Source organism: Rhizobium leucaenae USDA 9039 (genome assembly GCF_000426285.1).
In the GTDB taxonomy this organism is placed as follows: Bacteria; Pseudomonadota; Alphaproteobacteria; order Rhizobiales; family Rhizobiaceae; genus Rhizobium; species Rhizobium leucaenae.
Map to the genome: position 1 here is coordinate 68,079 of NZ_AUFB01000015.1, position 25,486 is coordinate 93,564.

26 protein-coding genes are annotated in these 25,486 nt (G+C 58.3%); 14 read left to right on the forward strand and 12 right to left on the reverse strand.

Translation table 11 applies throughout. The annotated features are described in order from the left end of the window. The first annotated feature begins 5 nt into the window (after positions 1–5). A complete protein-coding gene (gene holA / locus K290_RS0121545; RefSeq protein ID WP_028753784.1) occupies positions 6–1,043 on the forward strand; it encodes a DNA polymerase III subunit delta in 1,038 nt (345 codons plus the stop codon). Positions 1,044–1,162: 119 nt separating this feature from the next. Here holA and K290_RS0121550 read toward each other — a convergent pair whose 3' ends face one another. The 8 genes from K290_RS0121550 to hemE all read right to left on the reverse strand — a co-directional run bounded on the left by K290_RS0121550 (position 1,163) and on the right by hemE (position 10,120). Then, positions 1,163–2,047 carry a ParB/RepB/Spo0J family partition protein gene (locus K290_RS0121550; RefSeq protein ID WP_028753785.1) on the reverse strand — a complete coding sequence of 295 codons (885 nt, stop codon included), beginning with the start codon at positions 2,045–2,047 and terminating at the stop codon, positions 1,163–1,165. A gap of 30 nt (positions 2,048–2,077) precedes the next feature. Next, positions 2,078–2,875 carry a ParA family protein gene (locus tag K290_RS0121555; RefSeq protein ID WP_028753786.1) on the reverse strand — a complete coding sequence of 266 codons (798 nt, stop codon included), beginning with the start codon at positions 2,873–2,875 and terminating at the stop codon, positions 2,078–2,080. Between the two features lie 19 nt (positions 2,876–2,894). Further along, entirely contained in the window at positions 2,895–3,512 is a 618-nt protein-coding gene (rsmG, locus tag K290_RS0121560; RefSeq protein WP_028753787.1) for a 16S rRNA (guanine(527)-N(7))-methyltransferase RsmG, read from the reverse strand. A 25-nt stretch (positions 3,513–3,537) separates the two neighbouring features. After that, a complete protein-coding gene (mnmG, locus tag K290_RS0121565; protein ID WP_028753788.1) occupies positions 3,538–5,418 on the reverse strand; it encodes a tRNA uridine-5-carboxymethylaminomethyl(34) synthesis enzyme MnmG in 1,881 nt (626 codons plus the stop codon). 106 nt (positions 5,419–5,524) lie between these two features. Then, positions 5,525–6,844: a tRNA uridine-5-carboxymethylaminomethyl(34) synthesis GTPase MnmE gene (gene mnmE, locus K290_RS0121570; RefSeq protein ID WP_028753789.1), complete on the reverse strand. Its 1,320-nt coding sequence runs from the start codon at positions 6,842–6,844 to the stop codon at positions 5,525–5,527. 216 nt (positions 6,845–7,060) lie between these two features. Beyond that, the gene (gene rho / locus K290_RS0121575; RefSeq protein ID WP_028753790.1) at positions 7,061–8,326 is read right to left on the reverse strand and encodes a transcription termination factor Rho; all 1,266 of its coding nucleotides are present in this window, start codon (positions 8,324–8,326) and stop codon (positions 7,061–7,063) included. A gap of 200 nt (positions 8,327–8,526) precedes the next feature. Next, entirely contained in the window at positions 8,527–9,081 is a 555-nt protein-coding gene (gene hemJ, locus K290_RS0121580; protein ID WP_028753791.1) for a protoporphyrinogen oxidase HemJ, read from the reverse strand. Between the two features lie 4 nt (positions 9,082–9,085). Continuing rightward, positions 9,086–10,120: a uroporphyrinogen decarboxylase gene (hemE, locus tag K290_RS0121585; protein WP_028753792.1), complete on the reverse strand. Its 1,035-nt coding sequence runs from the start codon at positions 10,118–10,120 to the stop codon at positions 9,086–9,088. Between the two features lie 400 nt (positions 10,121–10,520). Here hemE and K290_RS0121590 point away from each other — a divergent pair, with 400 nt between their 5' ends. The 5 genes from K290_RS0121590 to dnaQ are packed head-to-tail and all read left to right on the forward strand — an operon-like array spanning position 10,521 to position 14,162. Next, positions 10,521–11,342, forward strand: a complete 822-nt coding sequence (locus K290_RS0121590; RefSeq protein ID WP_028753793.1) for a pyruvate, water dikinase regulatory protein — start codon at positions 10,521–10,523, stop codon at positions 11,340–11,342. A gap of 35 nt (positions 11,343–11,377) precedes the next feature. After that, positions 11,378–11,977 (forward strand): Maf-like protein, encoded by a 600-nt coding sequence (locus K290_RS0121595; protein ID WP_028753794.1) that lies wholly within the window; start codon positions 11,378–11,380, stop codon positions 11,975–11,977. Next, positions 11,970–12,827, forward strand: a complete 858-nt coding sequence (locus K290_RS0121600; protein ID WP_028753795.1) for a shikimate dehydrogenase — start codon at positions 11,970–11,972, stop codon at positions 12,825–12,827. The genes K290_RS0121595 and K290_RS0121600 overlap by 8 nt, the downstream gene beginning before the upstream one ends. Beyond that, positions 12,827–13,444, forward strand: coding sequence for a dephospho-CoA kinase (gene coaE, locus K290_RS0121605; RefSeq protein ID WP_028753796.1), 618 nt, complete (start codon positions 12,827–12,829; stop codon positions 13,442–13,444). Before K290_RS0121600 ends, coaE begins: the two co-directional genes overlap by 1 nt. Before the next feature lies 1 nt (position 13,445). After that, a complete protein-coding gene (gene dnaQ, locus K290_RS0121610; RefSeq protein WP_028753797.1) occupies positions 13,446–14,162 on the forward strand; it encodes a DNA polymerase III subunit epsilon in 717 nt (238 codons plus the stop codon). Positions 14,163–14,258: 96 nt separating this feature from the next. On the opposite strand, the gene secB is transcribed toward dnaQ, so the two are convergent. Both secB and K290_RS0121620 read right to left on the reverse strand, forming a co-directional pair. Next, positions 14,259–14,741, reverse strand: coding sequence for a protein-export chaperone SecB (gene secB, locus K290_RS0121615; RefSeq protein ID WP_028753798.1), 483 nt, complete (start codon positions 14,739–14,741; stop codon positions 14,259–14,261). A gap of 93 nt (positions 14,742–14,834) precedes the next feature. Continuing rightward, positions 14,835–15,365 (reverse strand): FxsA family protein, encoded by a 531-nt coding sequence (locus K290_RS0121620; protein ID WP_028753799.1) that lies wholly within the window; start codon positions 15,363–15,365, stop codon positions 14,835–14,837. Between the two features lie 145 nt (positions 15,366–15,510). Here K290_RS0121620 and K290_RS0121625 point away from each other — a divergent pair, with 145 nt between their 5' ends. The 5 genes from K290_RS0121625 (at position 15,511) to gyrB (ending at position 20,843) form a co-directional block, all read left to right on the forward strand. Continuing rightward, positions 15,511–16,212 (forward strand): Tim44/TimA family putative adaptor protein, encoded by a 702-nt coding sequence (locus K290_RS0121625; RefSeq protein WP_028753800.1) that lies wholly within the window; start codon positions 15,511–15,513, stop codon positions 16,210–16,212. After that, positions 16,209–17,327, forward strand: a complete 1,119-nt coding sequence (gene mltA, locus K290_RS0121630; RefSeq protein ID WP_028753801.1) for a murein transglycosylase A — start codon at positions 16,209–16,211, stop codon at positions 17,325–17,327. Before K290_RS0121625 ends, mltA begins: the two co-directional genes overlap by 4 nt. Next, on the forward strand, positions 17,327–17,896 hold the full coding sequence (locus tag K290_RS0121635; protein ID WP_028753802.1) for a Smr/MutS family protein: 570 nt from the start codon (positions 17,327–17,329) through the stop codon (positions 17,894–17,896). The genes mltA and K290_RS0121635 overlap by 1 nt, the downstream gene beginning before the upstream one ends. Continuing rightward, on the forward strand, positions 17,893–18,258 hold the full coding sequence (locus K290_RS0121640) for a helix-turn-helix domain-containing protein (RefSeq protein WP_028753803.1): 366 nt from the start codon (positions 17,893–17,895) through the stop codon (positions 18,256–18,258). Before K290_RS0121635 ends, K290_RS0121640 begins: the two co-directional genes overlap by 4 nt. Positions 18,259–18,407: 149 nt before the next feature. Next, a complete protein-coding gene (gene gyrB / locus K290_RS0121645; RefSeq protein WP_028753804.1) occupies positions 18,408–20,843 on the forward strand; it encodes a DNA topoisomerase (ATP-hydrolyzing) subunit B in 2,436 nt (811 codons plus the stop codon). A 67-nt stretch (positions 20,844–20,910) separates the two neighbouring features. On the opposite strand, the gene K290_RS0121650 is transcribed toward gyrB, so the two are convergent. Both K290_RS0121650 and K290_RS0121655 read right to left on the reverse strand, forming a co-directional pair. After that, positions 20,911–21,510 (reverse strand): nitroreductase family protein, encoded by a 600-nt coding sequence (locus K290_RS0121650; RefSeq protein WP_028753805.1) that lies wholly within the window; start codon positions 21,508–21,510, stop codon positions 20,911–20,913. An 81-nt stretch (positions 21,511–21,591) separates the two neighbouring features. Then, positions 21,592–21,891 carry a DUF2218 domain-containing protein gene (locus K290_RS0121655; protein WP_028753806.1) on the reverse strand — a complete coding sequence of 100 codons (300 nt, stop codon included), beginning with the start codon at positions 21,889–21,891 and terminating at the stop codon, positions 21,592–21,594. A gap of 154 nt (positions 21,892–22,045) precedes the next feature. Between K290_RS0121655 and K290_RS0121660 the strand changes: the two genes are divergently transcribed. The 3 genes from K290_RS0121660 to K290_RS0121670 all read left to right on the forward strand — a co-directional run bounded on the left by K290_RS0121660 (position 22,046) and on the right by K290_RS0121670 (position 25,442). After that, positions 22,046–22,999 (forward strand): glutathione S-transferase family protein, encoded by a 954-nt coding sequence (locus K290_RS0121660; protein WP_028753807.1) that lies wholly within the window; start codon positions 22,046–22,048, stop codon positions 22,997–22,999. Positions 23,000–23,061: 62 nt separating this feature from the next. Next, positions 23,062–24,495: a pyridoxal phosphate-dependent decarboxylase family protein gene (locus K290_RS0121665; RefSeq protein WP_028753808.1), complete on the forward strand. Its 1,434-nt coding sequence runs from the start codon at positions 23,062–23,064 to the stop codon at positions 24,493–24,495. Positions 24,496–24,599: 104 nt separating this feature from the next. Next, positions 24,600–25,442, forward strand: coding sequence for a fumarylacetoacetate hydrolase family protein (locus tag K290_RS0121670; RefSeq protein WP_028753809.1), 843 nt, complete (start codon positions 24,600–24,602; stop codon positions 25,440–25,442). The last annotated feature ends 44 nt before the right edge of the window (positions 25,443–25,486 follow it).

Genomic DNA, 25,486 nt, shown 5'->3' on the forward strand with positions numbered 1-25,486 from the left:
GCGGCATGGCGGAAATCAAATCTCACGAGTTTGACGGTTTTCTTCAGAACGCCGCGCGCAATTACCGCCTCTTTGTCATCTACGGTCCTGATCGTGGCCTCGTATCCGAGCGGGCAGGGCAGATTGCCGGCAAGACCGGCGTCGATCTGAACGACCCTTTTTCCCTGATCAAACTCGACGTGAGCGACCTTCAGAGCGATGCGGGCCGCTTGCTCGACGAAGTCAATGCCATCGGCCTGTTCGGCGGTGAAAAGCTGGTGTGGATCCGCGGTGCCGCCAACGAAAAGTCTCTTGTCGATTCGCTGCAGATCATTGCCGACAACCCGCCGGATTCAAGTTTTGTCATCATCGAGGCAGGCGATCTGAAAAAAGGCTCAGGCCTTCGTAAAGTAGCTGAGAGCTCCAAAGCTGTCGCAACTATTCCTTGCTATACCGACGACATTCGCGCGCTGAATAGCCTGATCGACACTGAACTGGCCAATGAAAATCTGCGCATCACGCCGGCGGCGCGGCAGGTCCTATTGGAGTTTCTCGGCGGCGATCGTATCGCTTCGCGCAACGAGGTCCGCAAACTGGCGCTTTATTGCCGCGGGCAGGGGACGATCGAAGAGGATCACGTCACCGATATTATAGGCGATGCCAGCGCCATTTCAGCGGACGACGCAGTGGACGCTATTCTCAAGGGCGATTCCGAGGCGTTTCTGCATGCCATGCAAAAGATCGCTTCCTCCAAGACGCCGATGTTTCTCGTCTTGCAGGGTTGCCTGCGGCAATTTCAGTTGCTGGACGTCATGCGCACGGAAATGGACGAAAAGCGCGTGCCGCCGGCACAGGTCATGCAGACTCTCGGTCGGCATCTGCACTTCCGGCGAAAACCGATCATCGAGCAGGCGCTCAAGAGCTGGACCGCCCCGGCAATCGCGCGGGAAATGAACCGATTACAGGCCGCCATTCTTCAAACGCGGCAACGCGCCAGCCTCGAAGACACGATCGCCACACAGACGTTGCTGGCGACCACGCTGCAATCGGCCCGCAAGGGCTAGAGCATCCCGCTTTCAGGCGGCATCACCTGCAAGCGGATAAGATGCTCTAGATTCAAGAGAGTAGCGCGACCTTTGTGCGTTCAAATGAACGCACGGCGCTCTAGCTCACGCGAAGCAGCTCAACGCCGCTCCAGCAAGCGGCAAATCTCTTCGAGCTGCTCCAGCGTCTTGTAGGAAATTTTCACCTGGCCGCCGCTGCCGCGATGGTTAATCGCAACATCTAGCCCCAGCGTGTCAGATAGTGTTCTTTCCAACGCCAGCGTATCGGAATCCTTCTCATTCTTGCGGGCGCTTGCAGGACGAGGATCGTTTTGCGCCTTGATATCGTTCTGGGCCAGCCGCTCGGCGTCACGCACCGACATGCCCTTGGAAACGATGGTGCGGGCAAGTGCCGCCGGATCGGAGGTCGAAACCAACGCGCGCGCATGGCCGGCCGAAAGGCTGCCGCCGGCGAGCATGTCGCGAACCGGCTCCGGTAGCTTCAGCAGGCGCAGGGAATTGGCGACATGACTGCGGCTTTTGCCGATGATCTCGCCAAGGTCATTTTGCGTATAGCCGTGCTCGGCAATCAATTGCTCGTAGCCCAGCGCTTCTTCCAGGGGATTGAGATCGGCGCGCTGAACATTTTCGACAATGGCGATTTCCAGAGCGGTTTTATCATCGACATCGCGCACAATAACCGGAATTTCGATTAGGCCGGCCAGTTGCGCCGCCCGCCAACGCCTTTCGCCGGCTATAATTTCATAGCGATCGACCGAGACCGTGCGCACGACCACCGGCTGAACGATGCCGTGCTGCCGGATAGAGCTGGCGAGATCGTGCAGCTCGGTTTCGTCGAAATAGCGACGGGGGTTCTTCGGATTGCGACTGATGAATTCGATCGGCACCAGTCGATCCGGATTGACGCTTGCCCTTCCGGCATCCACCGGCGTCGGCTGGTCCATCTCCCCGATGAGAGCTGCCAAGCCGCGACCAAGGCGCCGTTTCGAAAGATCATCATTCATCGCAATACTCACTCCAGAACAAATAGTGAATCAAGCAGCCGCTTTGCGCTGCCGCTCCCGCTGGATCACTTCGGAAGCGAGTTGCAGATAGGCTTGGCTGCCGGCGCATTTCAGATCGTAAAGGATCGCGGGCTTGCCGTAAGAGGGCGCTTCGGACACGCGAACATTGCGCGGGATCAACGTGTGGTAGACCTTCTCGCCTAAATGCGTCCGCACATCGTTGACGACCTGTTGCGCAAGATTGTTGCGGGAATCAAACATGGTTAAGACAATCCCCTGAATATCGAGCAGAGGATTAACGGTGCGACGCACCTGGTCGACCGTTTCCAGCAATTGGCTAAGACCTTCCAGCGCGAAGAATTCGCACTGCAGCGGCACCAGAACCGAATGGGCGGCCGCCATGGCATTCATGGTCAATAGATTGAACGACGGCGGGCAATCGACCAGGATGTAGGAAAAAGCAGTGGCGCCCGCGCCATTGAGGGCGCGACGCAGCCGAAAAACCCGGTCGGACTGCTGGGCAATTTCCATCTCAATACCAAGCAGATCCATCGTCGAAGGAACGATGTAGAGATTGGGAACAGCCGTCTCCTGAACCGTATCGAGGATCGTATGGGTCCCAACCAGAAGGTCATAGGACGATAGCTTTCGATCCCGCCGTTCGATCCCCAAGCCGGTGCTGGCGTTGCCTTGAGGATCGAGATCGACGATCAGGACGCGTTCACCGATAGCGGCCAGCGCCGTGGCCAAGTTGATCGCAGTGGTTGTCTTACCAACACCGCCCTTTTGATTTGCGATAGTAATAATCCGGTTTCGCTCGCCGATCATTGCCGCATATCCATTATGGTTAAGTTCGACGTCGAGGGCGATTTAACTCCAAAATAACAGAATCTCGCTCTACAACACTGTCGTGTTTTACCAGATCGAATTCCCACCGGCCACGGGCTTTCTCGACTTCGCGCTCGTAATCCCGGCCTTTATGCAGCAACAAACGCATATTTTCATTGCGTTCCGCCCAGGGCGCTGCGTACTCAAGAAGGACGTCCAGTTCCGCGAGCGCGCGTGCCGAAATCAAATCGCAATTTGGAACGAGTTTTGGCGCTTCCTCGATGCGCACAGCGTGGACGGTGCCGCGAGCTCCACATTCCCTTAGACACACCCGCAGAAAGGCAGCCTTTTTCTGGTTGCTCTCCACCAGATCGACGTGGCCATCCGCCTGTTCCGTCAGAAGAATCGCGGTGATGACGCCGGGAAATCCCCCGCCGCTTCCGAGGTCGACCCAATGCGCGGGTTTAGGCTGAAGCTGAAAAATCTGGGCACTGTCGGCAATATGACGCTGCCACAAGTCACCGATCGTTGACGGCGCAACCAGATTGATGGCCTTAGCCCACTTCTGAAAGAGCTCCGCAAAGTGCTGCAGCCGTCCCTGTGTTTCACGTGAAACACGCACACCGTTCAATTCCATGGCAGGACTCTCACACCTTGCAATTTCAGGAAACGAGCTTCTGCTCTTCCGTACTGTTCTGCTTCCGTAAATGCGCCAGCAACAGCGATATTGCCGCCGGCGTCATTCCGTCGATCCGCGACGCCTGCGCAATATTCTTCGGCCGTGCTGCCGTCAACTTTTGCTTCAGCTCATTTGAAAGGCCGGACAAAGTGGAGAAATCGAAATCGACAGGAATTACGCGTTCCTCCTCGCGTCGCACCTGCACAATGTCGGACGTCTGGCGGTCCATATAGACCGCGTAGGCAGCCTCGATCTCCACAGCTTCAACAACACGTCCCTCGATCGAGCGCAACTCCGGCCACAGAGCAGACAGCGCCTCGACGGACTGTCCCGGATGAGACAAGAGCTCATAGGCCGATCGGCGCTGGCCATCTTTATTCAGATATAGCCCTGCTTTTGCCGCTTCTGTCGGCGTGATGCTCAAACCCTTCAATTGTGTTCGCACCCGCTCCAGCTTCTCCATATATCCATTAAACCGCCGAGCGCGATTCACGCCGACGCAGCCAATAGACATGCCGCGAGGTGTCAGCCGAACGTCGGCATTGTCCGCGCGCAGCGACAAACGATATTCGGCGCGAGATGTAAACATGCGATAGGGCTCGGCCACGCCACGCGACGTGAGATCGTCTATCATCACACCGATATATGATTCTGTTCGGCTGAGTTGTATGGCCTCGCCGCCGGAGGCCAAACGGGCGGCGTTTAAGCCCGCAATCAGACCCTGCGCCCCGGCCTCCTCGTAGCCGGTCGTGCCATTGATCTGTCCGGCCAGAAACAAGCCGGGGATCTTCATCACTTCGAGTGAGGACTTCAACTCGCGTGGATCGACATGGTCGTATTCAATGGCGTAACCGCATTGGAGAACACGAACTCGTTCCAGGCCCGGAATGGTTCGAATAAAGGCATCCTGCACCTCTTCGGGAAGAGAGGTCGATATACCATTTGGATAAATAGTCGTATCATCCAGACCTTCGGGCTCCAGAAAAATCTGATGGCCGTCGCGCTCGCCGAATTTGACGATTTTATCCTCAATCGACGGACAGTAGCGCGGCCCGACACCTTCAATCTGGCCAGAATACATCGCCGAGCGCATGAGATTGTCAGCAATGATCTTGTGCGTTGCCGGCGTTGTGCGCGTCACGCCACACTCGATCTGCGGATTGACGATCGTATCCGTCATAAAGGAAAACGGCACCCGCTCATCATCGGCGCCTTGGCGCCCGACAGCATCCCAATCAATCGTCGCGCCATCGAGGCGCGCCGGCGTACCGGTTTTCAGGCGGCTAAGCGCCAGCCCGTAGCGTTGCAGCGTCGCGGACAGACCTATCGAGGGTTCTTCACCGACACGTCCCGCCGGAATCTTTTTGTCACCAATATGGATCAAGCCACGGAGGAAGGTGCCGGTCGTCAGAACCACAGCACCGCATCGGAGAACACGACCGTCCTTCAGCACCACGGCTGAAACGCGATCATTCTCGATCGCTAAATCAAAGGCATCGCCCTCGATCACATCGAGGTTTTCGATTGCGCTGATCTCGGCCTGCATGGCGCGGCGATAGAGCTTGCGATCGGCCTGAGTGCGGGGGCCACGCACGGCCGGACCTTTCTTGCGATTGAGCATACGGAACTGAATGCCTGCCGCATCGGCAACACGCCCCATCAACCCGTCGAGCGCGTCAATCTCCCGAACCAGATGACCCTTGCCAAGGCCGCCGATCGCCGGATTACAGGACATCACGCCAATCGTATCGCGCTTATGGGTGACCAAGGCTGTATGCGCACCCAAACGCGCAGCCGCAGCCGCAGCTTCGCTGCCCGCATGTCCGCCACCCACGACTATAACGTCATATTTTTTGTCGAGCATTGTCAAAACCTCGGTATTGCCGTCTGTTGGCACACCAAATTCAGGAGTCAAGAAGGTTTCACGTGAAACGTTCCTAGCGGCGTCTCCGCGCCGTGTTTCACGTGAATCATTTGCCGATACAGAATTCTGAGAAGATAACATCGAGGAGATCCTCGACATCAACCTTTCCCGTGATCCGACCCAAACTATGCGCAGCCTGCCGCAGAAATTCAGCCCGGATATCTAGCCCCGCAGAGTTAGAATTTACCGCCTGACTCAATGTTTGAAGACTATCCATCAGCAGCGTCCGATGCCTTAAACGGCTTGGCAGCGCCAGTGACAGCGCCGCGGATCGCGTTTGTAAATCACTAACCAATAACTGATGCAAATCCGTCAGACCCGCACCGGTCGCCGCGGAAATGCAGAGATCGTAGTTCCCGGTGTCCATCGGATGAATGTCTGCTTTGGTGCCCACGCGAAAGACTTTCCCCGTAAACTCGGCAAAATCGGTTTGGGGAGCGATACCGATTTCAGCAAGCGATAGGATGATGTCTGCTTCCGCGGCCGTTTTCAGCGCTCGCTTGATCCCCTCGCGTTCAATGACTTCATCGGTATCTCGCAGGCCGGCAGTATCATACAGCTTAACCGCATATCCCTCGATGTTGAGATCGACGTGCAAAACGTCGCGCGTCGTGCCGGCAATATCCGTGACGATGGCCACCTCGCGTCGGGCCAATGCGTTCATCAAGCTCGACTTGCCGGCATTCGGCGCGCCGGCAATGACGACCTTTAGCCCGTCCCTGACAATCTCGCCGAAATCGGCGCCGGCAAGATGCGCCGACAATTCGGATTGCAGTTTCGCCATGTCCGCCCAGACCAGATCAGAGACCGACCCTGGAACATCCTCTTCGTCGGCAAAATCCAGCTCCGCTTCGACCAGAGCACGGGCGCGTGTTAACCGGTCTGCCCATCCTTCATATAGGTTCGAAAGACCGCCCGCCGTGTGTTCCACGGCCAACCGCCGCTGCATTTCCGTTTCGGCAGCAATAAGATCCGCCAGACCTTCGACCTCGACAAGATCCATCTTGCCATTCTCAAGGGCGCGGCGCGAAAACTCGCCATGCTCGGCTAATCGGCATCCCTGGAACTCCGAAAGTTCTTTGAGAAGCGCGGCAACAACAGCTTTGCCTCCGTGAACGTGAAGCTCCGCGCAATCTTCCCCGGTAAAAGAAGCGGGCGCGGGGAAAACAAGAACGAGTCCCCGATCAATAATAATACCGTTTCGAGTCCGAATCGTTTTGAGCGCCGCTTGCCGGCATTCGGGCAAGCTCCCAACCAGTGCCTTGGTCACGACCAAAGCCTCTGGCCCACTAATGCGCACAACTCCGACACCAGCGGGGAGACCGCCGCTCGATAGGGCAAAAATAGTGTCGTTTAAATTCTGCATAGATTGATCCGCATCCGAATCGATTTGGCCGTGCTTGACTAAGCCGCGTCCCGTCGCTTTGATTCGCCTCTCGCATGTCGCGACCGCAAAACCGCTGCATCTGTCCACGATGCTTTTTGAGTGTCAGGATTACAAACAAAATCGGGCCGCATAAAGCGACCCGACGGGTTTCTTTTGATTTCCTAACGCCAGATCGACAATGAATCCGGCTAAGGATTACGTATTCATCGATTCGAAGAAGTCCGGATTGTTCTTCGTCTGCTTCAGCTTATCAATGAGGAATTCGATCGCGTCGGTCGTCCCCATCGGTGCGAGGATACGGCGAAGAACGAAGATCTTCTGAAGATCCTGACGCGGCACAAGCAGGTCTTCCTTACGGGTGCCGGACTTCAGAATATCCATTGCCGGGAAGATGCGCTTATCGGCAACCTTGCGGTCGAGCACGATTTCCGAGTTGCCGGTGCCCTTGAACTCTTCGAAGATCACTTCGTCCATACGGCTGCCGGTATCAATCAGCGCAGTCGCGATGATCGTCAGCGAACCACCTTCTTCGATGTTACGTGCGGCACCGAAGAAGCGCTTCGGGCGCTGCAAGGCGTTGGCGTCGACACCGCCGGTCAGGACCTTACCAGAGGAGGGAACGACAGTGTTGTAAGCGCGGCCAAGGCGCGTGATCGAATCGAGCAGAATAACGACGTCACGACCGTGCTCCACAAGGCGCTTTGCCTTTTCGATGACCATCTCGGCGACCTGCACGTGGCGAACGGCCGGTTCATCGAAGGTGGAAGAAATGACTTCGCCGCGCACGGAACGCTGCATATCCGTCACTTCTTCCGGACGTTCGTCGATCAGCAGAACGATCAGATAGCAGTCCGGGTGATTGGCGGTGATCGAATGGGCAATGTTCTGCAGCAGCACCGTCTTACCGGTGCGCGGCGGCGCAACGATCAGACCGCGCTGGCCCTTGCCGAGCGGCGCCACGAGATCGATGACGCGCGGCGACAGGTCCTTCGACGTCGGGACGTCGAGCTCCATCCGGAAACGCTCATTCGGGTAAAGCGGCGTCAGATTGTCGAAATGCACCTTGTGACGGATCTTTTCCGGATCGTCGAAATTGATGGTGTTGACCTTGAGCAGCGCGAAATAGCGCTCGCCTTCCTTCGGTCCACGGATTGGTCCCTCGACCGTATCGCCCGTCTTCAGCGAGAAGCGGCGAATCTGCGACGGGGAGATATAGATATCGTCCGGACCCGGCAGATAATTGGCATTGGCGGAACGCAGGAAACCAAATCCGTCCTGCAGGACCTCGACAACGCCTTCGCCGATAATTTCCACATCCTGGCTGGCAAGCACCTTCAGAATGGCAAACATCAATTCCTGTTTGCGCATCGTGCTGGCATTTTCGACCTCGAGCGATTCGGCAAAGGCCAGCAGATCGGTCGGGGATTTGTTCTTAAGTTCTTGAAGCTTCATTTCAGCCATGAAGGGATTTACTCTGTTTTAGAAGGGGAAAGGCAATGTTGGTCGTATTCAGAACCGCGATGAGGGTGTTCGCGGGCGACAGAACTGATACATGCCACGAAGAAGAGATGGCGGGAAAATAGCGATTCACTTTGTGCCCCGCAAGGGGGGCTGACAAAATGAAAAAAATTTAACGTCAATGCTGAGTTCTGCTTCTTATTTCAGGCAAACGGCTTCACCACCACGAGAATGACGATCAGGATCATCAATACCGTCGGCGCTTCGTTCATGAACCGCCAATAGCGGGCTGAATGCCGGTTCTCATCGCGCGCAAAGGCTCGAACGGCGCGGCTGAAGAACATATGGACGCCCGTCAGCAGCACGACAAGACCGATCTTGGCATGGAGCCATCCGCCGCGGAAATCATAGACGGACCAGGCGAGATAGAGCCCAAAGATCCAGGTTAGCATCATGGCCGGCATCATGATCACCCGCAAAAGCCGCCGCTCCATTACCTTGAAGGTCTCGGATTGCTGGGAGCCGGGCGCGGCATCGGTGTGATAAATGAAAAGCCGCGGCATGTAGAAGAGGCCGGCCATCCACGAGATCACCGCGATGATGTGGAAAGCCTTGATCCAGAGGTAGAGATTGTCCGGATGCCAGGCAAACAGGCCGATCGCCAGAGCTGCGAATAGCAGGATCATGAAATAGGCGCGCCGGCTGGCATAGGCGCCTGGGCGAGGATCTATCTGCTTTTCCCCCAATGGCTCGTTCATCCAGTCACCCCTTCCATGCACGCACATGCTCGACTAAAGCGGCGACATACGATGGATCGGCCTGCGGGGTAATGCCGTGGCCAAGATTGAAGATCAGCGGACCATGGCCGAGATGCTGGAGGATATCGTCAATTCCATCCCTGAGAGCCTTGCCGCCGGCGACGACACGCATCGGATCGAGATTGCCCTGCACCGGTCCTTCCTGCTGCAGCTCCTTGGCAAAAGCAAGGGGCACGGACCAATCAAGGCCGATCGCATCACCGCCTGTCTTCTGGCGGTATGTCTTCAGCAGATATCCCGCGCCCTTGGCAAAGGCGATGATCTTTGCCTGCGGCCTCCGTGCCTTGACGGAAGCGATGATTCTCGCAACCGGCTTGACGGCGAAAGCCTCGAACTCCTTTTCCCCGAGCACGCCCGCCCACGAATCGAAGATCTGCACGGCATCCGCGCCGGCGTCTATCTGAGCCACCAGATAATCGGCGGAAATCTCGGCAAGCAGCATCAACAGATGCTCGAATACCTTTGGATGCCGATAGGCGAAAAGCCGGGCAGGGGCCTGGTCGGGGGTGCCGTGCCCGGCGATCATATAGGTCGCAACCGTCCAGGGTGCCCCACAAAATCCGAGCAGCGTCGTTTCCTCAGGCAGCTCACTGCGCAGACGCCGTACGGTTTCCATGACAGGAGCCAGATAATCCACCACGCCGTCGCCCTTCAGCGCCTGAATGCCGGCTTCATCGATGGGATCCATCTCCGGTCCATGCCCTTCCGTATAACGAACGTTGCGCTTCAGCGCATCGGGGATCACGAGGATATCGGAAAACAGGATGGCAGCATCAAAGCCATATCGCCGGATCGGCTGCAGCGTCACTTCGACGGCATGCTCGGGATTGTAACAGAGATCGAGAAAGCCCCCGGCCTTTGCCCGTGTCTCCCGATACTCAGGAAGATAGCGACCGGCCTGTCGCATCAGCCAGAGAGGGGGAGGGGTCACGGTTTCTCCGCTCAGCACCCTCATTATCTTCCGGCGTTTATCGCTCAAGGACGTCATCCCATTTAAAAACGAAACATATATCTAAGGTTTCTATTTCTTAGAGTCGGTGACTATCAAGGATTAAAATCCATCCACGGCCGATCCAAAATGTCGCGCATCCGCCAAAATCCGGCAAAGAGAATGGATCGAGCTCGGGAAATGTGGAAAAGAGCAGATTTGAATCAATCTTTTGAAAAGCTTAGCTTCCATTTCATTTTAGGCCGGCCTGGGGATAAATTGGGAAGCCTTTCTAAAAGGCACAATTTATCCACATCGCCCACAATCCCGGCGACACGCCTTCGGCAAAATTCGAAATGTGGAAAAGCAGGCGGTTTTCCACTTGCCCGGGACCGGTCGGTTCCCGTACCTCTCTTCTCTCCCGAGATATCAACAGGCGATGGAAAGTAGCGTGGAAAACCGGACGAGCTTCTTTCATCTGCATCTGATTTCTGACTCAACGGGCGAGACTCTGATTTCCGCTGGCCGCGCTGCCTCGGTGCAATTCCACACCAGCCAGCCGATCGAACATGTCTATCCGCTGATCAGGAACCGCAAGCAGCTCCTGCCGGTTCTGGAAGCGATCGACCATAGTCCCGGAATCGTCCTTTATACGATCGTCGACCGCGAGCTTGCCGATTTCATCGACGAACGTTGCCGTGAGATGGGCGTGCCCTGCGTCAACGTTCTCGAACCGGTCATGAATGTCTTCCAGGCCTATCTCGGCGCGGTGTCGCGTCGCCGGGTCGGTGCCCAGCATGTGATGAATGCCGACTATTTCGCCCGTATCGAAGCGCTGAACTTCACCATGGATCACGACGATGGGCAGATGCAGGATGACTATAATGATGCCGATGTCGTCATCGTCGGCATCAGCCGGACATCGAAGACGCCGACCAGCATCTATCTTGCCAACAGGGGCATCAAGACCGCCAATATCCCGATCGTCCATGGCGTGCCCTTGCCCGAGAGCTTGATCCGGGCGACCAAACCGCTGATCGTCGGATTGGTGGCGACCACCGACCGAATATCGCAGGTCCGCGAAAATCGCATTCTCGGCGCGACGGCCGGTTTCGATCGCGGTGACTATATCGATCGTGCGACCATCTCGGAGGAGCTGAAATATGCCCGCTCGCTCTGCGCCCGGCACAATTGGCCGGTCATTGACGTCACCCGCCGCTCGATCGAAGAGACTGCCGCCGCCATTGTTGCCCTGCGCCCGAAGCTGCGCTAAGCGCTGAGCATCAAGATTTCCGAGGTTCGTTCGATATGACAGTGCCGCTCATCCTTGCTTCTTCCAGCCCGTTCCGGCGGATGCTGATGCAAAATGCCGGCCTGCATTTCGAGACGGTTGCGGCTGACATCGACGAACGCGCGATCGAAGCGCCGCTGGAGAAAGATGGAGCCAGCCCGGATGCCGTGGCATTGGTGCTAGCCAAGGCCAAGGCGAAGGAGGTGAGCGATCGTTTCCCCGGCTCGCTCGTCATCGGTTCGGATCAAACGATGTCGCTCGGTGATGAAGTCTTCCATAAACCGAAGACGATGGCGGACGCCGAAAACCATCTGCGAACGCTGTCCGGCAAGACCCACCGTCTGAACAGTGCTATCGCGCTAGCCCGCAATGGCGACGTCATCTGGGAACACGTGTCCCACGCCGAATTGACCATGCGCGATCTCTCGTCTGATTTTATCCATCGTCATCTAACCCGTGTCGGCGATAAGGCGCTGTCGAGTGTTGGCGCCTATCAGCTCGAAGCCGAGGGGATACAGCTTTTCTCGAATATCGACGGCGATTATTTTACCATCGTCGGCTTGCCGATGCTGCCACTCCTTCAGCAGCTTCGCGAACTGGGAGTGATCGATGGGTGATTCACGTGAAACATTCGGCCCCAACGCCTTCGTTACGGGCTATCCGATCAAGCATTCCCGTTCACCATTGATCCATGGCCATTGGCTGCGCACACTTGATCTTGCAGGAAATTATCGTGCCCACGAGGTTTCGCCCGATGATTTTCCGGCCTTCATTGCCTCTTTGAAAGACGGGACAAGTGGTTTCATCGGCGGCAATGTGACGATCCCGCACAAGGAGACGGCGTTCAGACTGGCGGACCGGCCGGATGAATTGTCCAAGGAGCTCGGTGCTTCCAACACGCTCTGGCTTCAGGATGGCTCGCTGCATGCGACCAACACCGACGGGCGCGGTTTCACAGCCAATCTGGATGAGCGCCATCCCGGTTGGGATCGTACCGACCGCGTGGTGATTCTGGGTGCGGGCGGCGCCAGCCGCGCCGTCATTCAAGCGGTGCGCAATCGCGGCATCGGGGAAATTCACGTCGTCAACCGCACTGTCGCTCGCGCGCGGGAACTGGCAGATCGGTTCGGCGAGCGTGTCCATGCCCATCCAATGGCGGCGCTCTCTGAGGTGATGCGGGGTGCCGGTCTCCTGGTCAATACGACCTCGCTTGGCATGGATGGCGAGGCGGCGCCGCAAATCGATTTTTCGCCGCTAGCTGAAAATGCCGTTGTCACCGACATAGTCTATGTGCCACTGAAAACGCCTTTGCTGACCCAGGCAGAAGAACAGGGCTTAGCCATCGTCGACGGTCTTGGCATGTTGCTGCATCAGGCTGTGCCGGGATTTGAAAAATGGTTCGGCAAGCGTCCGGTGGTGGATGAAGCGCTGCGGGCGCTGATCATCGCCGATATGGAAAAACATTGATGATCCGCGTCGGCCTCACCGGATCGATCGGCATGGGAAAATCGACCTCCGGAAAACTTTTTGCCGAAGCGGGCATCCCGGTGAATGATGCCGACGCAGTGGTGCATGATCTCTATGGTGGGGAAGCCGTGCCCTTGGTCGAAGCCGCTTTTCCGGGAACGACGCGGGACGGCGCTGTCGACCGCCAGGAACTTGGCCGCCAACTTGCCTCCGATCCCTCCGGATTCAAACGACTGGAGGCCATCGTTCATCCGCTGGTGCAGCGGCGCGAACGGGAGTTCTTGGACAAGCAGACTGCCGCGGGCGCGGATATCATCGTGCTCGACATCCCCTTGCTATTCGAGACTGGTGCCGATGAAAGAGTGGACAAGATCGTCGTCGTCAGTTGCGATCCACAGATTCAAAGGGAAAGAGTGCTTGCCAGGCCAGGCATGACTGAGGAAAAATTCAACATGATTCTCTCACGCCAGACGCCGGATGCGGAGAAGCGGGCACGGGCAGATTATATCATCGACACCGGCGGCAGCATCGATGCGGCGCGGGAGCAGATAAAAGAGATCATAGCCGATCTGCGGCGGCAAGCGGCAGCCAACGGACCGACAGGCGGAGAGCCCTGATATGCGCGAAATCATTTTCGATACGGAAACGACCGGCCTCGACAACAGAGCCGACCGTGTCATCGAAATCGGCGGTATCGAGCTCTTCAATCACTTTCCGACTGGCAAGACCATCCATATCTATATCAATCCTGGCGACCGGAAGGTTCATCCGGATGCGCTTGCCGTGCATGGCATCACCGACGAATTCCTGAAGGACAAGCCGTCCTTTGCAGACGTCGCCGATGAAATCCTCGCCTTTTTCGGTGAAGCGAAGTGGATCGCCCACAATGCGACCTTCGACATGGGCTTCGTCAATGCCGAATTCGCGCGGCTCGGCCGCCCGCCGATCCTGCCGGATACGGTGATCGATACGCTGGCCATGGCCCGGCGCAAACATCCGATGGGGCCGAACTCCCTGGACGCACTCTGCCGGCGCTATGGCATCGACAATTCTCACCGCACCAAACACGGCGCGCTTCTCGACTCCGAATTGCTCGCCGAAGTCTATATCGAGATGATCGGCGGCCGACAGACGGCCCTGGGTCTCGGCAGCATCAACGGTTCATCTGCACGGTCCCGCCAGGTCGACGATATCCAAGAAATCGCTGCGGATATCTTGGTGCGACCAAAGCCGCTGGCAAGCAGATTGAGCGACGCCGAGCTGGAAGATCACGCCGCGCTGATCGCCAAACTTGGCGAAAAAGGCATCTGGTCGAAATACCGCGCCGCGAATTAAAGACATATTTTAAGCGCCCGTTCTAAGCGCCCAAAAGAAAATGCCCGGATCGAAATCCGGGCACTTCTATTTCCATCCATGGAATAAATCGAAGGCTTAGTTCGGAACCGCTTCGACCTGGGCGCGGGCCTGTTCTTCGGCAACGCGCTGGGTGAACATCTGCGCGAAATCGATCGGGTCAATCATCAGCGGCGGGAAGCCGCCATTGCGGGTGACGTCGGCGATGATCTGACGGGCGAAGGGGAAGAGCAGGCGCGGGCACTCGATGAAGAGCAGCGGCAGCATGTGTTCCTGCGGGAAACCGGTGATGCGGAAGACGCCGCCATAAATCAGCTCGGTGTGGAAGAGAACCCGCTCGCCGTCCTTGGCTTCGGCATTCAGCGTCAGCACGACGTCGAAATCCGATTCCGACAGCGGATTGGCGTTGACGTTGACATTGATGTTGATATCGGGGGCATTTTCCCGGGCCTGCAGCGAGCGCGGAGCACCAGGATTTTCGAAGGAAAGATCCTTGGTGTATTGAGCAAGGATGGAAAGGCTCGGGCTGGCTGCGCCGTTACCGCTGTTCTCGTTGGCCATGGGGTTTCCTCTGACGTCAATGGGTGTCGCCATCTAGCATTTCGAATAAGGGCTTACAACCCTTGAGGCTTTGCCCGTCCTTGACCGTTTTGCCTACTCTTCCAGGCGTTTTTTATCAGACCAGGGCGAGTTGCGATTGGGTTCGCGATGAAAATCGGTTTCGTCCAGATCGACGACATTCCCAGGTCCGCGCGGCCGCGTTTGCGAAGCGGGACCTGAGCCCGGACCTTGTGCGGCTCCGCGTCTGAAGGCACGCGAACTGCCGAGAACGACGATGCGTTTCCGCAGGACCTTCCAGGCGAGCTCACGGATCGCCGGAATGAAGAGCAGCAAACCGATAATATCAGAGATGAAGCCGGGTAGCATCAGCAGGAATGCCGCAACGACAATCATGGCGCCATGCACCATCTCGCGTCCCGGATCGCCGCCGTTGCGGCTCTCGGCAGAGATGCGCTGCAGGATGCCGATGCCCTGGATTCTAAGGAGAGCAGCGCCTAAGAGGGCGCTAAGGATCACCAGCCCCAACGTCGCCCAGACGCCGACCATCTTACCGACGATGACGAAGCCGGCGATTTCCGCGAGCGGCATCAGAAAGACGAGGATAGGAACGAGGGATAGGCGCATGTTAACGTGTCCTGGAAGCGGGCTTATACGCTTAGCGTTAGTCTATCGCGCGTAATAAAGATACCGGTCCGCTATTTGAATGATAGATCGATGCGGACTATATGGGGATTGAAACTCTTAATTTTAACGGCGGTTCCGATACGAGATGGGTGCAAACGACTTTGTGACGATCTTTTTCCTGGTGGCGGCGGTGCTGATCTTCTTTCAGCTCCGGAGCGTCCTTGGCCGCCGTACAGGGAATGAGAAGCCGCCGCGCGATCTCTTTGGTTCTCCCGATTCGGCTACGGGGCCGACCGTACCGGATGCCGGCAAGGTGGTGACCCTGCCGCGCCGCGATACAGCCGAGGACGAGGACCGTTTTGCTGCCATCGACGCCTTCGCGGCCGCCGGTACGCCGCTCAACGATTCGCTGCGCGAACTGAGCAAGGCCGATCCCAGCTTCAATCCGAAGGAATTCGTCAACGGCGCCCGCATGGCCTATGAGATGATCGTCATGGCCTTTGCCGATGGCGATCGCAAGGCGCTGAAGGGACTGTTGTCGCGCGAGGTCTATGAAGGTTTCGATGCCGCCATTACCGAGCGCGAAACCAAGGGCGAAAAGGTGAAATCCACTTTTGTCGGCATCGACAAGGCCGATATCCTCAGCGCCGAGATGAAGGGCACTGAAGCCTTCGTGACGATGCGCATCGTCGGCCAGATGATTTCGGCGACCTATGACAAGGCCGGCACGCTGATCGACGGCGATGCCGAAGCCGTCGCCGAGATCAGTGATCTCTGGACCTTTGCCCGCGACAGCCGTTCGCGTGATCCGAACTGGAAACTCGTGGCGACCGAATCCGAACAATGACGACCCCATCGCAGGATTTCAGGCTTGAGCCGGCAACCTTCGCCGATCTGAAGGGCTGGAAGGATGACGATCCTTCCAGCCTTTTTCGCGCCATGAAGGACTGTCGAGCCCATATCAGAGATGTGAAGCCCTACCGCACCGGCGCAGCCGGGTTGACCGCAAACGATCTCCTGACCCTGCTCGACGAGGCCAAAGATTATGAGCCCAAGGACGCGGCCGAAGCCCGCGCCTTCTTCGAAGAACGCTGCCAGCCGTTCTTCATTCGTCGCGGTGATGGTGCCAGAGGCTTCGTCACCGCTTTCTACGAGCCGGAGATTGCTGTCTCCGCAACGCCGGACGAGAGCTATCGTTACCCCTTCTATCGCCGGCCAGACGATCTAATCGATCTCGACGACACCAACCGGCCTGCGAATCTCGATCCATCCTATATGTTTGGTCGCCTTAAGGATGGGATCATCTCCGCTTACCCCGACCGCGGCGAAATCGATCGTGGATACCTGGAGGGCAGGGGCCTGGAGATCGCCTGGGCGAAATCCAAGGTCGATGTCTTCTTCGTCCATGTGCAGGGAGCGGCTAGGCTGCGTTATCCGGATGGGCGGATGGGCCGCATCACCTATGCCGCCAAGGCCGGCCATCCCTTCTCGGCCGTCGGTCGTCTGCTGATAGAGCGCGGTTTGCTCGACCGGGCGACGATTTCGATGCAGACGATCCGTGATTGGCTCTATGCCCATCCGCAGGAGGTCGACGAGGTCCTCTGGCACAACAGGTCCTACATCTTCTTCCGCGAGGCCGATGTCAGCGACGCCGCACTTGGTCCGATCGCAGCGGCGAAGGTGCCGCTGGTCGCCGGCCGCTCCTTGGCGGTCGATCGGCTGATCCATACCTTCGGCTTTCCTTTCTTCATCCAGTCGGAAAGCCTGACGCATCTCGACAGCGGCAAGGCTTTCGGGCGGCTGATGCTGGCACTCGATACCGGCTCGGCGATCGTCGGCCCGGCGCGTGGGGATATCTTTACCGGTTCCGGCTACGATGCCGGAGAGCTTGCCGGTACCGTGCGCAACGATGCGGATTTTTATATATTGGTTCCGAAGGCGGCAGCTCAGAGGTTCGGCTGATGGCTTCAGAACGACAGACCAAGGAACGAAAGCTCAGCACGGACGAACGCATCCTCTGGGGCAAGGTGGCGAAAAGCACCCGTCCGATGCCGGAACGGCTCGCTGATATCGAGGCTTTCGACGAGGTTCTGGCGGCGGAGGCACAGGCGGTGGAAACTGCACGCGTCGCGAAGGCGGTTGTCGACCCGCAAACTCCGCCGGCACCCGCCAAACAACCCTCCGGCACACATCATCCGCTGGAACGCCCGGTCAAGCGCAAGATCGCCAAGGGCCGGCTGGCGCTCGAAGCGCGGATCGACCTCCACGGGCTGATCCAGAGCGAGGCGCACGCCATGCTGCTGGATTTTCTGCTGCGGGCGCATCAGCGCGGCCTTCGCCATGTGCTCGTCATTACCGGCAAGGGCAGTTCGATGGGCAGCGAAGGCGCCTTGAAACGCGCCGTGCCGATGTGGTTTTCCAAGCCGGAATTCCGCTTTCTGATATCGTCCTATGAGACGGCGGCGCAGCATCATGGCGGCGACGGCGCCCTCTATATCCGCCTGTCGCGGCTGAAGGGAGAGAGGCTGTGACCCCCTTCGGCGAAGCTGTCAGAAAACTGAGGGCTCGTAAGGGTGTTTCGCAGAAGGAAATGGCCGCGGCCTTGAATGTGACTCCGGCTTATTTATCCGCCTTAGAACATGGAAAGCGCGGTACCCCGACGTTCGACCTGCTGCAGCGTATCGCTGGATATTTCAACATCATCTGGGACGAGGCCGAGGAATTGTTCCTGCTGGCGCGCTTTTCCGACCCGCGCGTCGTCGTCGATACCTCAGGCCTGGCGCCCGAATATACGGCCTTTGTCAATCGGTTGGCGGGCCGGATTCGCGGTCTCGATGCGGCAACGATCAGGGAGCTGTCTAAGGTTCTCGAAAATGCCGGTAAAAGCGGCTGAAAACCGCCGTAATCCCCTGCTTTATGCCTGATATGAGGGGCCTTCCATTTGGAAGTTCGGGGCGAAACATCCTATATTCAGGGAAAGAAAAACCGCTGATTCGGCAGTGATTGGTGGTGTTCTCTAAAACACTGGAAAGACTTCAATAAATGACCGACATATCCGTAACCGAAAACGGCGGTAATGCCGAGTATGGCGCAGATTCCATTAAGGTTCTGAAGGGCCTTGATGCCGTGCGCAAGCGTCCCGGCATGTATATCGGCGACACGGATGATGGCTCGGGCCTGCATCACATGGTTTATGAGGTCGTCGACAACGCCATCGACGAGGCGCTGGCCGGCCATGCCGACATCGTCACGGTGACGCTCAATCCCGATGGTTCGGTGACGGTCACCGACAACGGCCGCGGCATTCCGACGGATATCCATACCGGCGAAGGCGTTTCCGCAGCCGAAGTCATCATGACCCAGCTTCATGCCGGCGGTAAGTTCGACCAGAATTCCTATAAGGTCTCCGGCGGCCTGCATGGCGTCGGTGTTTCGGTCGTCAACGCTTTGTCCGTCTGGCTGAAACTGAAGATCCGCCGCCAGGGCAGGATCCATGAAATGAGCTTCACCCACGGCGTCGCCGATGCGCCGCTCAGGGAGACCGGCGACGCCGGCAACGAGACGGGCACGGAAGTCAGCTTCATGCCAAGCTCGCAGACCTTCACGATGACGGAATTCGACTATGCCACGCTGGAGCATCGCCTGCGCGAGCTGGCGTTCCTGAATTCGGGGGTCCGGATTCTCCTCAGCGACAAGCGTCACTCCGACGTCAAGCAGGAAGAAATGATCTACGATGGCGGCCTCGAGGCTTTCGTCGCCTATCTCGATCGCGCCAAGAAGCCGCTGGTCGAAAAGCCGGTCTCCATCCGCGGCGAAAAGGATGGCATCACCGTCGAAGTGGCGATGTGGTGGAACGACAGCTACCACGAAAACGTGCTCTGCTTCACCAATAACATCCCGCAGCGCGATGGCGGCACGCATATGGCGGGCTTCCGTGGCGCACTGACGCGCCAGATCACCTCCTATGCCGACACCTCCGGCATCACCAAGAAGGAAAAGGTGACGCTGACGGGTGACGATTGCCGCGAAGGACTGACAGCAGTGCTTTCGGTAAAGGTTCCGGACCCGAAGTTCTCATCGCAGACCAAGGACAAGCTGGTGTCGTCGGAAGTGCGGCCGGTGGTCGAAAGCCTTGTCAACGAAGCATTGAGCACTTGGCTTGAAGAACATCCGGCCGAGGCGAAGGTACTGGTCGGCAAGGTCGTCGAAGCGGCCGCTGCCCGCGAAGCCGCTCGCAAGGCGCGCGAACTGACCCGGCGCAAGGGCGCTCTCGACATTGCTTCCTTGCCCGGCAAGCTTGCCGACTGCTCCGAGCGCGATCCGGCCAAGTCCGAAGTCTTCCTGGTGGAGGGTGATTCGGCAGGCGGTTCGGCCAAGCAGGGCCGTTCGCGCGAAAACCAGGCGATCCTGCCGCTGCGCGGCAAAATCCTCAACGTCGAGCGTGCCCGTTTCGACAAGATGCTGTCGAGTCAGGAAATCGGCACGCTGATCACCGCACTCGGAACCGGCATCGGCAAGGACGAGTTCAACGCCGACAAGCTGCGCTATCATAAGATCATCATCATGACGGACGCCGATGTCGACGGCGCCCACATTCGCACGCTGCTGCTCACCTTCTTCTTCCGGCAGATGCCCGATCTCATCGAGCGCGGTCATCTCTATATCGCCCAGCCGCCGCTCTATAAGGTGACGCGTGGCAAATCGGTGCAATATGTGAAAGATGAAAAGGCGCTGGAAGAATATCTGATCGGCCAGGGTCTCGATGATGCCAGCCTGCGTCTCGGCACGGGTGAAGTCCGCGCCGGCCAGGATCTGCGGGAGGTCATTTCCGATGCACTCCGTCTGCGCACGCTGCTCGACAATCTGCATTCGCGCTATAACCGCGCCGTCGTCGAACAGGCGGCGATTGCCGGCGCTCTGAATGCCGAGCTCGTCAGCAATCCGGCGCGGGCCGAAAGCCTGGTGAATGACGTTGCCAAGCGGCTCGACATCATTGCCGAGGAAACCGAACGCGGTTGGAATGGTGGCCTCACCAGCGAGGGCGGTTTGCGTTTCGAGCGCATGGTGCGGGGCGTCAAGGAAGTCGTCGTTCTCGACATGGCGCTGATCGGCTCGCAGGACGCGCGTCTCATCGATCAGCTCGCCTCGCGTCTCAAGGAGGTCTATGACCTGCCGCCGAAGCTCGTTCGCCGCGACGGCGAAACCGAGATTTCCGGCCCGCGCATGCTGCTGGAAACCATCTTCGCCAGCGGCCGCAAGGGTCTCACCATGCAGCGCTACAAGGGTCTCGGCGAGATGAATGCCGAGCAGCTTTGGGAAACGACACTCGATCCGAACGTCCGTTCGCTGCTGCAGGTCAAAGTCGCCGATGCAACCGATGCCGACGGTTTGTTTGCCCGGCTCATGGGCGACGAGGTCGAGCCCCGGCGCGAGTTCATCCAGGACAACGCGCTGAGCGTCGCCAACCTCGATATCTGATCGCCAATTTCAGAAACAAAAAAGGCCCGCCCGATGCTTCAGGCGGGCCTTTGTATTTCGAGATCAATTACTTGGCGATAAAGGTACCGTTAAAGGCGACTTCGGAAAGCGGCTTGCGGTGGTTCGGAACTTCACGCTCCCTCAGCTTCTCCGGAAGCTGGTCCTTGTTGCCGATCCTGCCGATCGCAACGGCCGCCTCGACGCGGAAGCCTTGGGGAATACCGAGAACTTCATAGGATTTCTCGACATGGAAACCGCCCATGCCGTGAGCTGCGTAGCCGGCTAGGTGCGCCTGCAGCGCCAAGAAGCCCCATGCTGTACCGGTGTCGAAGGAGTGGCTGTAGTTGGGCTTCTGCTCGGCAGAGCCGAGCTCGCCGTTATGGGTGCGCGAAATGACGAAAAGCAGGGCGGCAGCGGATTTCGCCCAGCCCTGGTTGAACTCGATCAGCAGATCGAGGAATTTCTCCCAGCTCTCCGAGCCGCGCAGCGCGTAGACGAAGCGCCAGGGCTGCATATTGGAGGCGGACGGCGCCCAATGGGCAGCTTCCAGAATGGTGAGGAGATCGGCCTCGGGCATGGTTTCGTTGGAATAGGCACGCGGCGACCAACGGTCGAGAAAGAGCTTGTCGATCGGATATTGCGATTCGCGGAAATTGCTGGACGTCATACGATTCTTTCCATCTGAGGAAGGCAGTCGCGGACCGTTGGGAGCGGAAAGGCGACTGGCCTTGGAGGATACGACGCGAACCTATACCCGGCTCGCATCCGCAGTCCAGACCACGTCAAGCTCTTCGCGGAAGGCAAATCGCTTGAGGTGATCGGCGACCACATTCTGCATGCGTTCGAGGTCCTGCGGATTTTCGACGTACAGCGTCATCCGCAAAGCCGAGGCATCGGCCGCGAACTCTACGAAGGTTTCGGGGCTGAACGGCACTTTGCCTGCGGTTTCATTGAATTCGACGGTGAAACGGTGGCTCCAGTGTTTGCAAAGCTGCTGCAGGTAGCGGCTGGCATGCTCGGTTTTCACGGAAGAAACGGACGTAGGCATAGGGAGCTCCGATAACTGGAATTTGTCAGGCAAGTTTATAGTCGTATCCGGCTCTGCCCGGTAGACAGTCTGTTTCAATATTGCGTTATTTCGGTGAAATCCAATTTCGCTATGATCCCCGGCGACAGAACGCGCGCGAATTGGAGACAAAACCGTGCTGGTGAACGGAAGATGGATGGAAGACTGGCAGCCGGTCCAGGCCAAGGATGAAAAGGGCGGCTTCGTTCGCCAGACCTCAAGCTTCCGCAATTGGGTGACGCTGGACGGACGGCCGGGCCCGACGGGCGAGGGTGGTTTTGCCGCTGAAGCCGGTCGTTATCATCTCTATGTCGCGCTCATCTGCCCCTGGGCCTCGCGCACGCTCATCGGACGCAAACTGAAGGGCTTGGAAGACGTCATTTCCGTGTCGGTGGTCGAGCCGGCCTTGAGCAAGCAAGGCTGGCGCTTCGGAACTTATCCCGGCGCTACCGACGATCCAGTCAATGGGACCCGCTACATGCATGAAATCTATACGAAGGCTGATCCGGCCTTTTCCGGTCGGGCCACCGTGCCGGTGCTTTGGGACAAGCGGAAGGGCACGATCGTCAACAATGAGTCCGCCGATATCCTGCGCATGTTGAATGATGGTTTCGGCGATCTCGCCAGCCATGCGATCGATCTTTATCCGGCCGGCCGGCGCGAAGACATCGATGCTTTCAATGCCCGCATCTATCCAGTCCTCAACAATGGCGTCTATCGAACCGGCTTCGCGACGACACAGATCGCCTATGAAGAAGCCTTCCGCGACCTGTTCGATTGCCTCGACCGGGTTGAAGGTGATCTCGAAGGCAAGGATTTCCTCTTTGCCGATCATCCGACCGAAAGCGATATCAGGCTCTTCGTCACGCTCGTCCGCTTCGATCTTGCCTATCACGGCTTGTTCAAATGCAATCTTCGCCGCCTCTCGGACTACGCCAATCTCCAGGCCTTTTGCCGTCGCATGCTCGACTGGCCGGGCGTCGCCGAGACCGTCAGCTTCGACCATATCAAGCGTGGTTATTATTCCATCGCGGCACTCAATCCGACTGGAATTGTGCCGGCAGGCCCGGCGCTCGACGAACTTTTCTGACACTCGACCGTCTCGGAAAACCGGTCTAAGGTCTGCCCTGATTGACGAGTGAGGAGGCGGGCATGGATTGGGAGGAGTTTCGGCGCTGGTCAGAGAAGGCCGCAGGTTGGGGTGCGGACTATCGCGCGTCGCTTCGCGACCGGCCGGTGCGGGCGCAAACGGCGCCGGGCGAAATCGCGGCCCATATCGCCGATTCTCCGCCCGAATCCGGCGAGCCGATGGAGGATATCTTCGAGGATTTTGAGGATATCCTCGTTCCCGGCATGACGCATTGGCAGCATCCGCGCTTCTTCGCCTATTTCCCCGCCAATGCCGCCCCGGTATCGGTCATCGCCGAATATCTCGTCAGCGCGATCGCAGCCCAATGCATGCTGTGGCAGACTTCGCCATCTGCCACCGAGTTGGAAACCAAAGTGGTCGACTGGCTGCGTCAGGCCCTTGGTCTTCCCGACAGCTTTACCGGCGTCGTTCAGGATTCCGCCTCCACCGCAACGCTGGCGGCGGTGCTGGTCATGCGCGAAAGGGCGCTCGGCTGGCGGGGCAACAGCCAAGGCCTTGCGGCGAACAAGGCGGTGCGGATCTACTGCACCGATCAGGTCCACACGTCGATTGATCGCGCCATCTGGATATCCGGCGTGGGATCGGAGAACCTGGTCCGCGTTCCCTCCGGCGGCCCGAACAGCGCGATGGACACGCAGGCATTGGCGGCTGCGATCGAGCGCGATCGGGCAGCAGGCCTGCTGCCGGCTGGCGTCATTCCCTGTGTCGGTGGCACCAGCATCGGTGGCTGCGACGATATCGCAGCGGTCGTCGAAGTTGCACACGCTCAAGGGCTTTATGTGCATGTCGACGCCGCCTGGGCCGGTTCGGCGATGATCTGCCCGGAATTTCGGACGTTGTGGCAGGGTGTCGAACAGGCAGATTCCGTGGTCTTCAACCCGCATAAATGGCTTGGCGCTCAGTTCGACTGCTCGGTCCAGTTCGTTCGCGAACCAGAGGCGCTGGTCCGCACGCTCGCGATCCAACCTGAATATCTGCGCACGCATGGTCATGACGGCATCATCAATTATTCGGAATGGTCCGTGCCGCTGGGCCGCCGTTTTCGCGCGCTGAAACTCTGGTTCCTCTTGCGCTATCACGGCCTCGAGGGCTTGCGCACGATGATCCGAAACCATGTCTCCTGGTCGCAGAATCTGGCTAAGCGCCTGGCTGCCGAACCCGATTTCGAGATCGTCACCCAGCCATTCCTGTCGCTCTTCTCCTTCGACCACAAAGCGCCCGTCGGCGTGGATCAGGAAGAGCATACGCAGCGGCTGATCGCGGCGATCAACAATGACGGCCGCATCTACCTGACGCAGACCCGCGTCGAGGGTCGATTGCTCATTCGTTTCCAGGCAGGTCAGTTTGAGGCGACAGCCGAGGATATCGATACGGCCTTTGACGTCATCGTCGAAATCGCCAGATCGCTGCCCCAGAGTTATGGCGCTGCTTTATAAAGAGCCATGGCGGCGCACCCAAATCGATGGGTGACACTGGTGAATAATTCGTTCATATGTGGTGAAACCAATCTCGTTTTTGAAGATGCAGGGAAGGAAGACCTATGAAATTGTTGCGTGTTGGCGATGCCGGCAAGGAAAAGCCGGCGCTTCTGGATAGCGACGGCAAGATCCGCGATCTCTCCGCTCATGTCGCCGATATCGGTGGCGAGGCGATTTCGCCGGCCGGCCTGGCGAAGATCGCCGCTCTCGATCCGAAGAGCCTGCCGGAACTGCCCGAAGGCCGTATCGGCGCCTGCGTCGCCGGCACCGGCAAGTTCATCTGCATCGGCCTGAACTTCTCCGACCATGCCGCCGAAACCGGCGCTACCGTGCCGCCGGAGCCGATCATCTTCATGAAGGCCACCTCCGCCATCGTCGGCCCGAATGACAACGTGCTGATCCCGCGCGGCTCGGAAAAGACCGATTGGGAAGTCGAACTCGGCGTCGTCATCGGCAAGACGGCGAAATATGTCAGCGAGGCCGATGCACTCGACTATGTCGCCGGTTACTGCGTCTCCCATGATGTCTCCGAACGCGCCTTCCAGACCGAGCGTTCGGGACAGTGGACCAAGGGCAAGTCCTGCGACACCTTCGGCCCGATCGGCCCCTGGCTCGTCACCAAGGACGAAGTCGCCGATCCGCAGAATCTCGGCATGTGGCTGAAGGTCAACGGCAAGATGATGCAGAACGGCTCGACCAAGACCATGGTCTATGGCGTTGCCTACCTCGTCTCCTATCTCAGCCAGTTCATGTCGCTGCATCCGGGCGACGTCATCTCCACCGGCACGCCTCCGGGCGTCGGCATGGGCATGAAGCCGCCGCAATATCTGAAGCCAGGCGACATCGTCGAACTCGGCATGGAAGGCCTCGGCACGCAGCGCCAAACCTTCCTCGCCGATGCTTGATGAACGTGCACGATCAGGAACTTTAACGTTTTGAGACCATTATT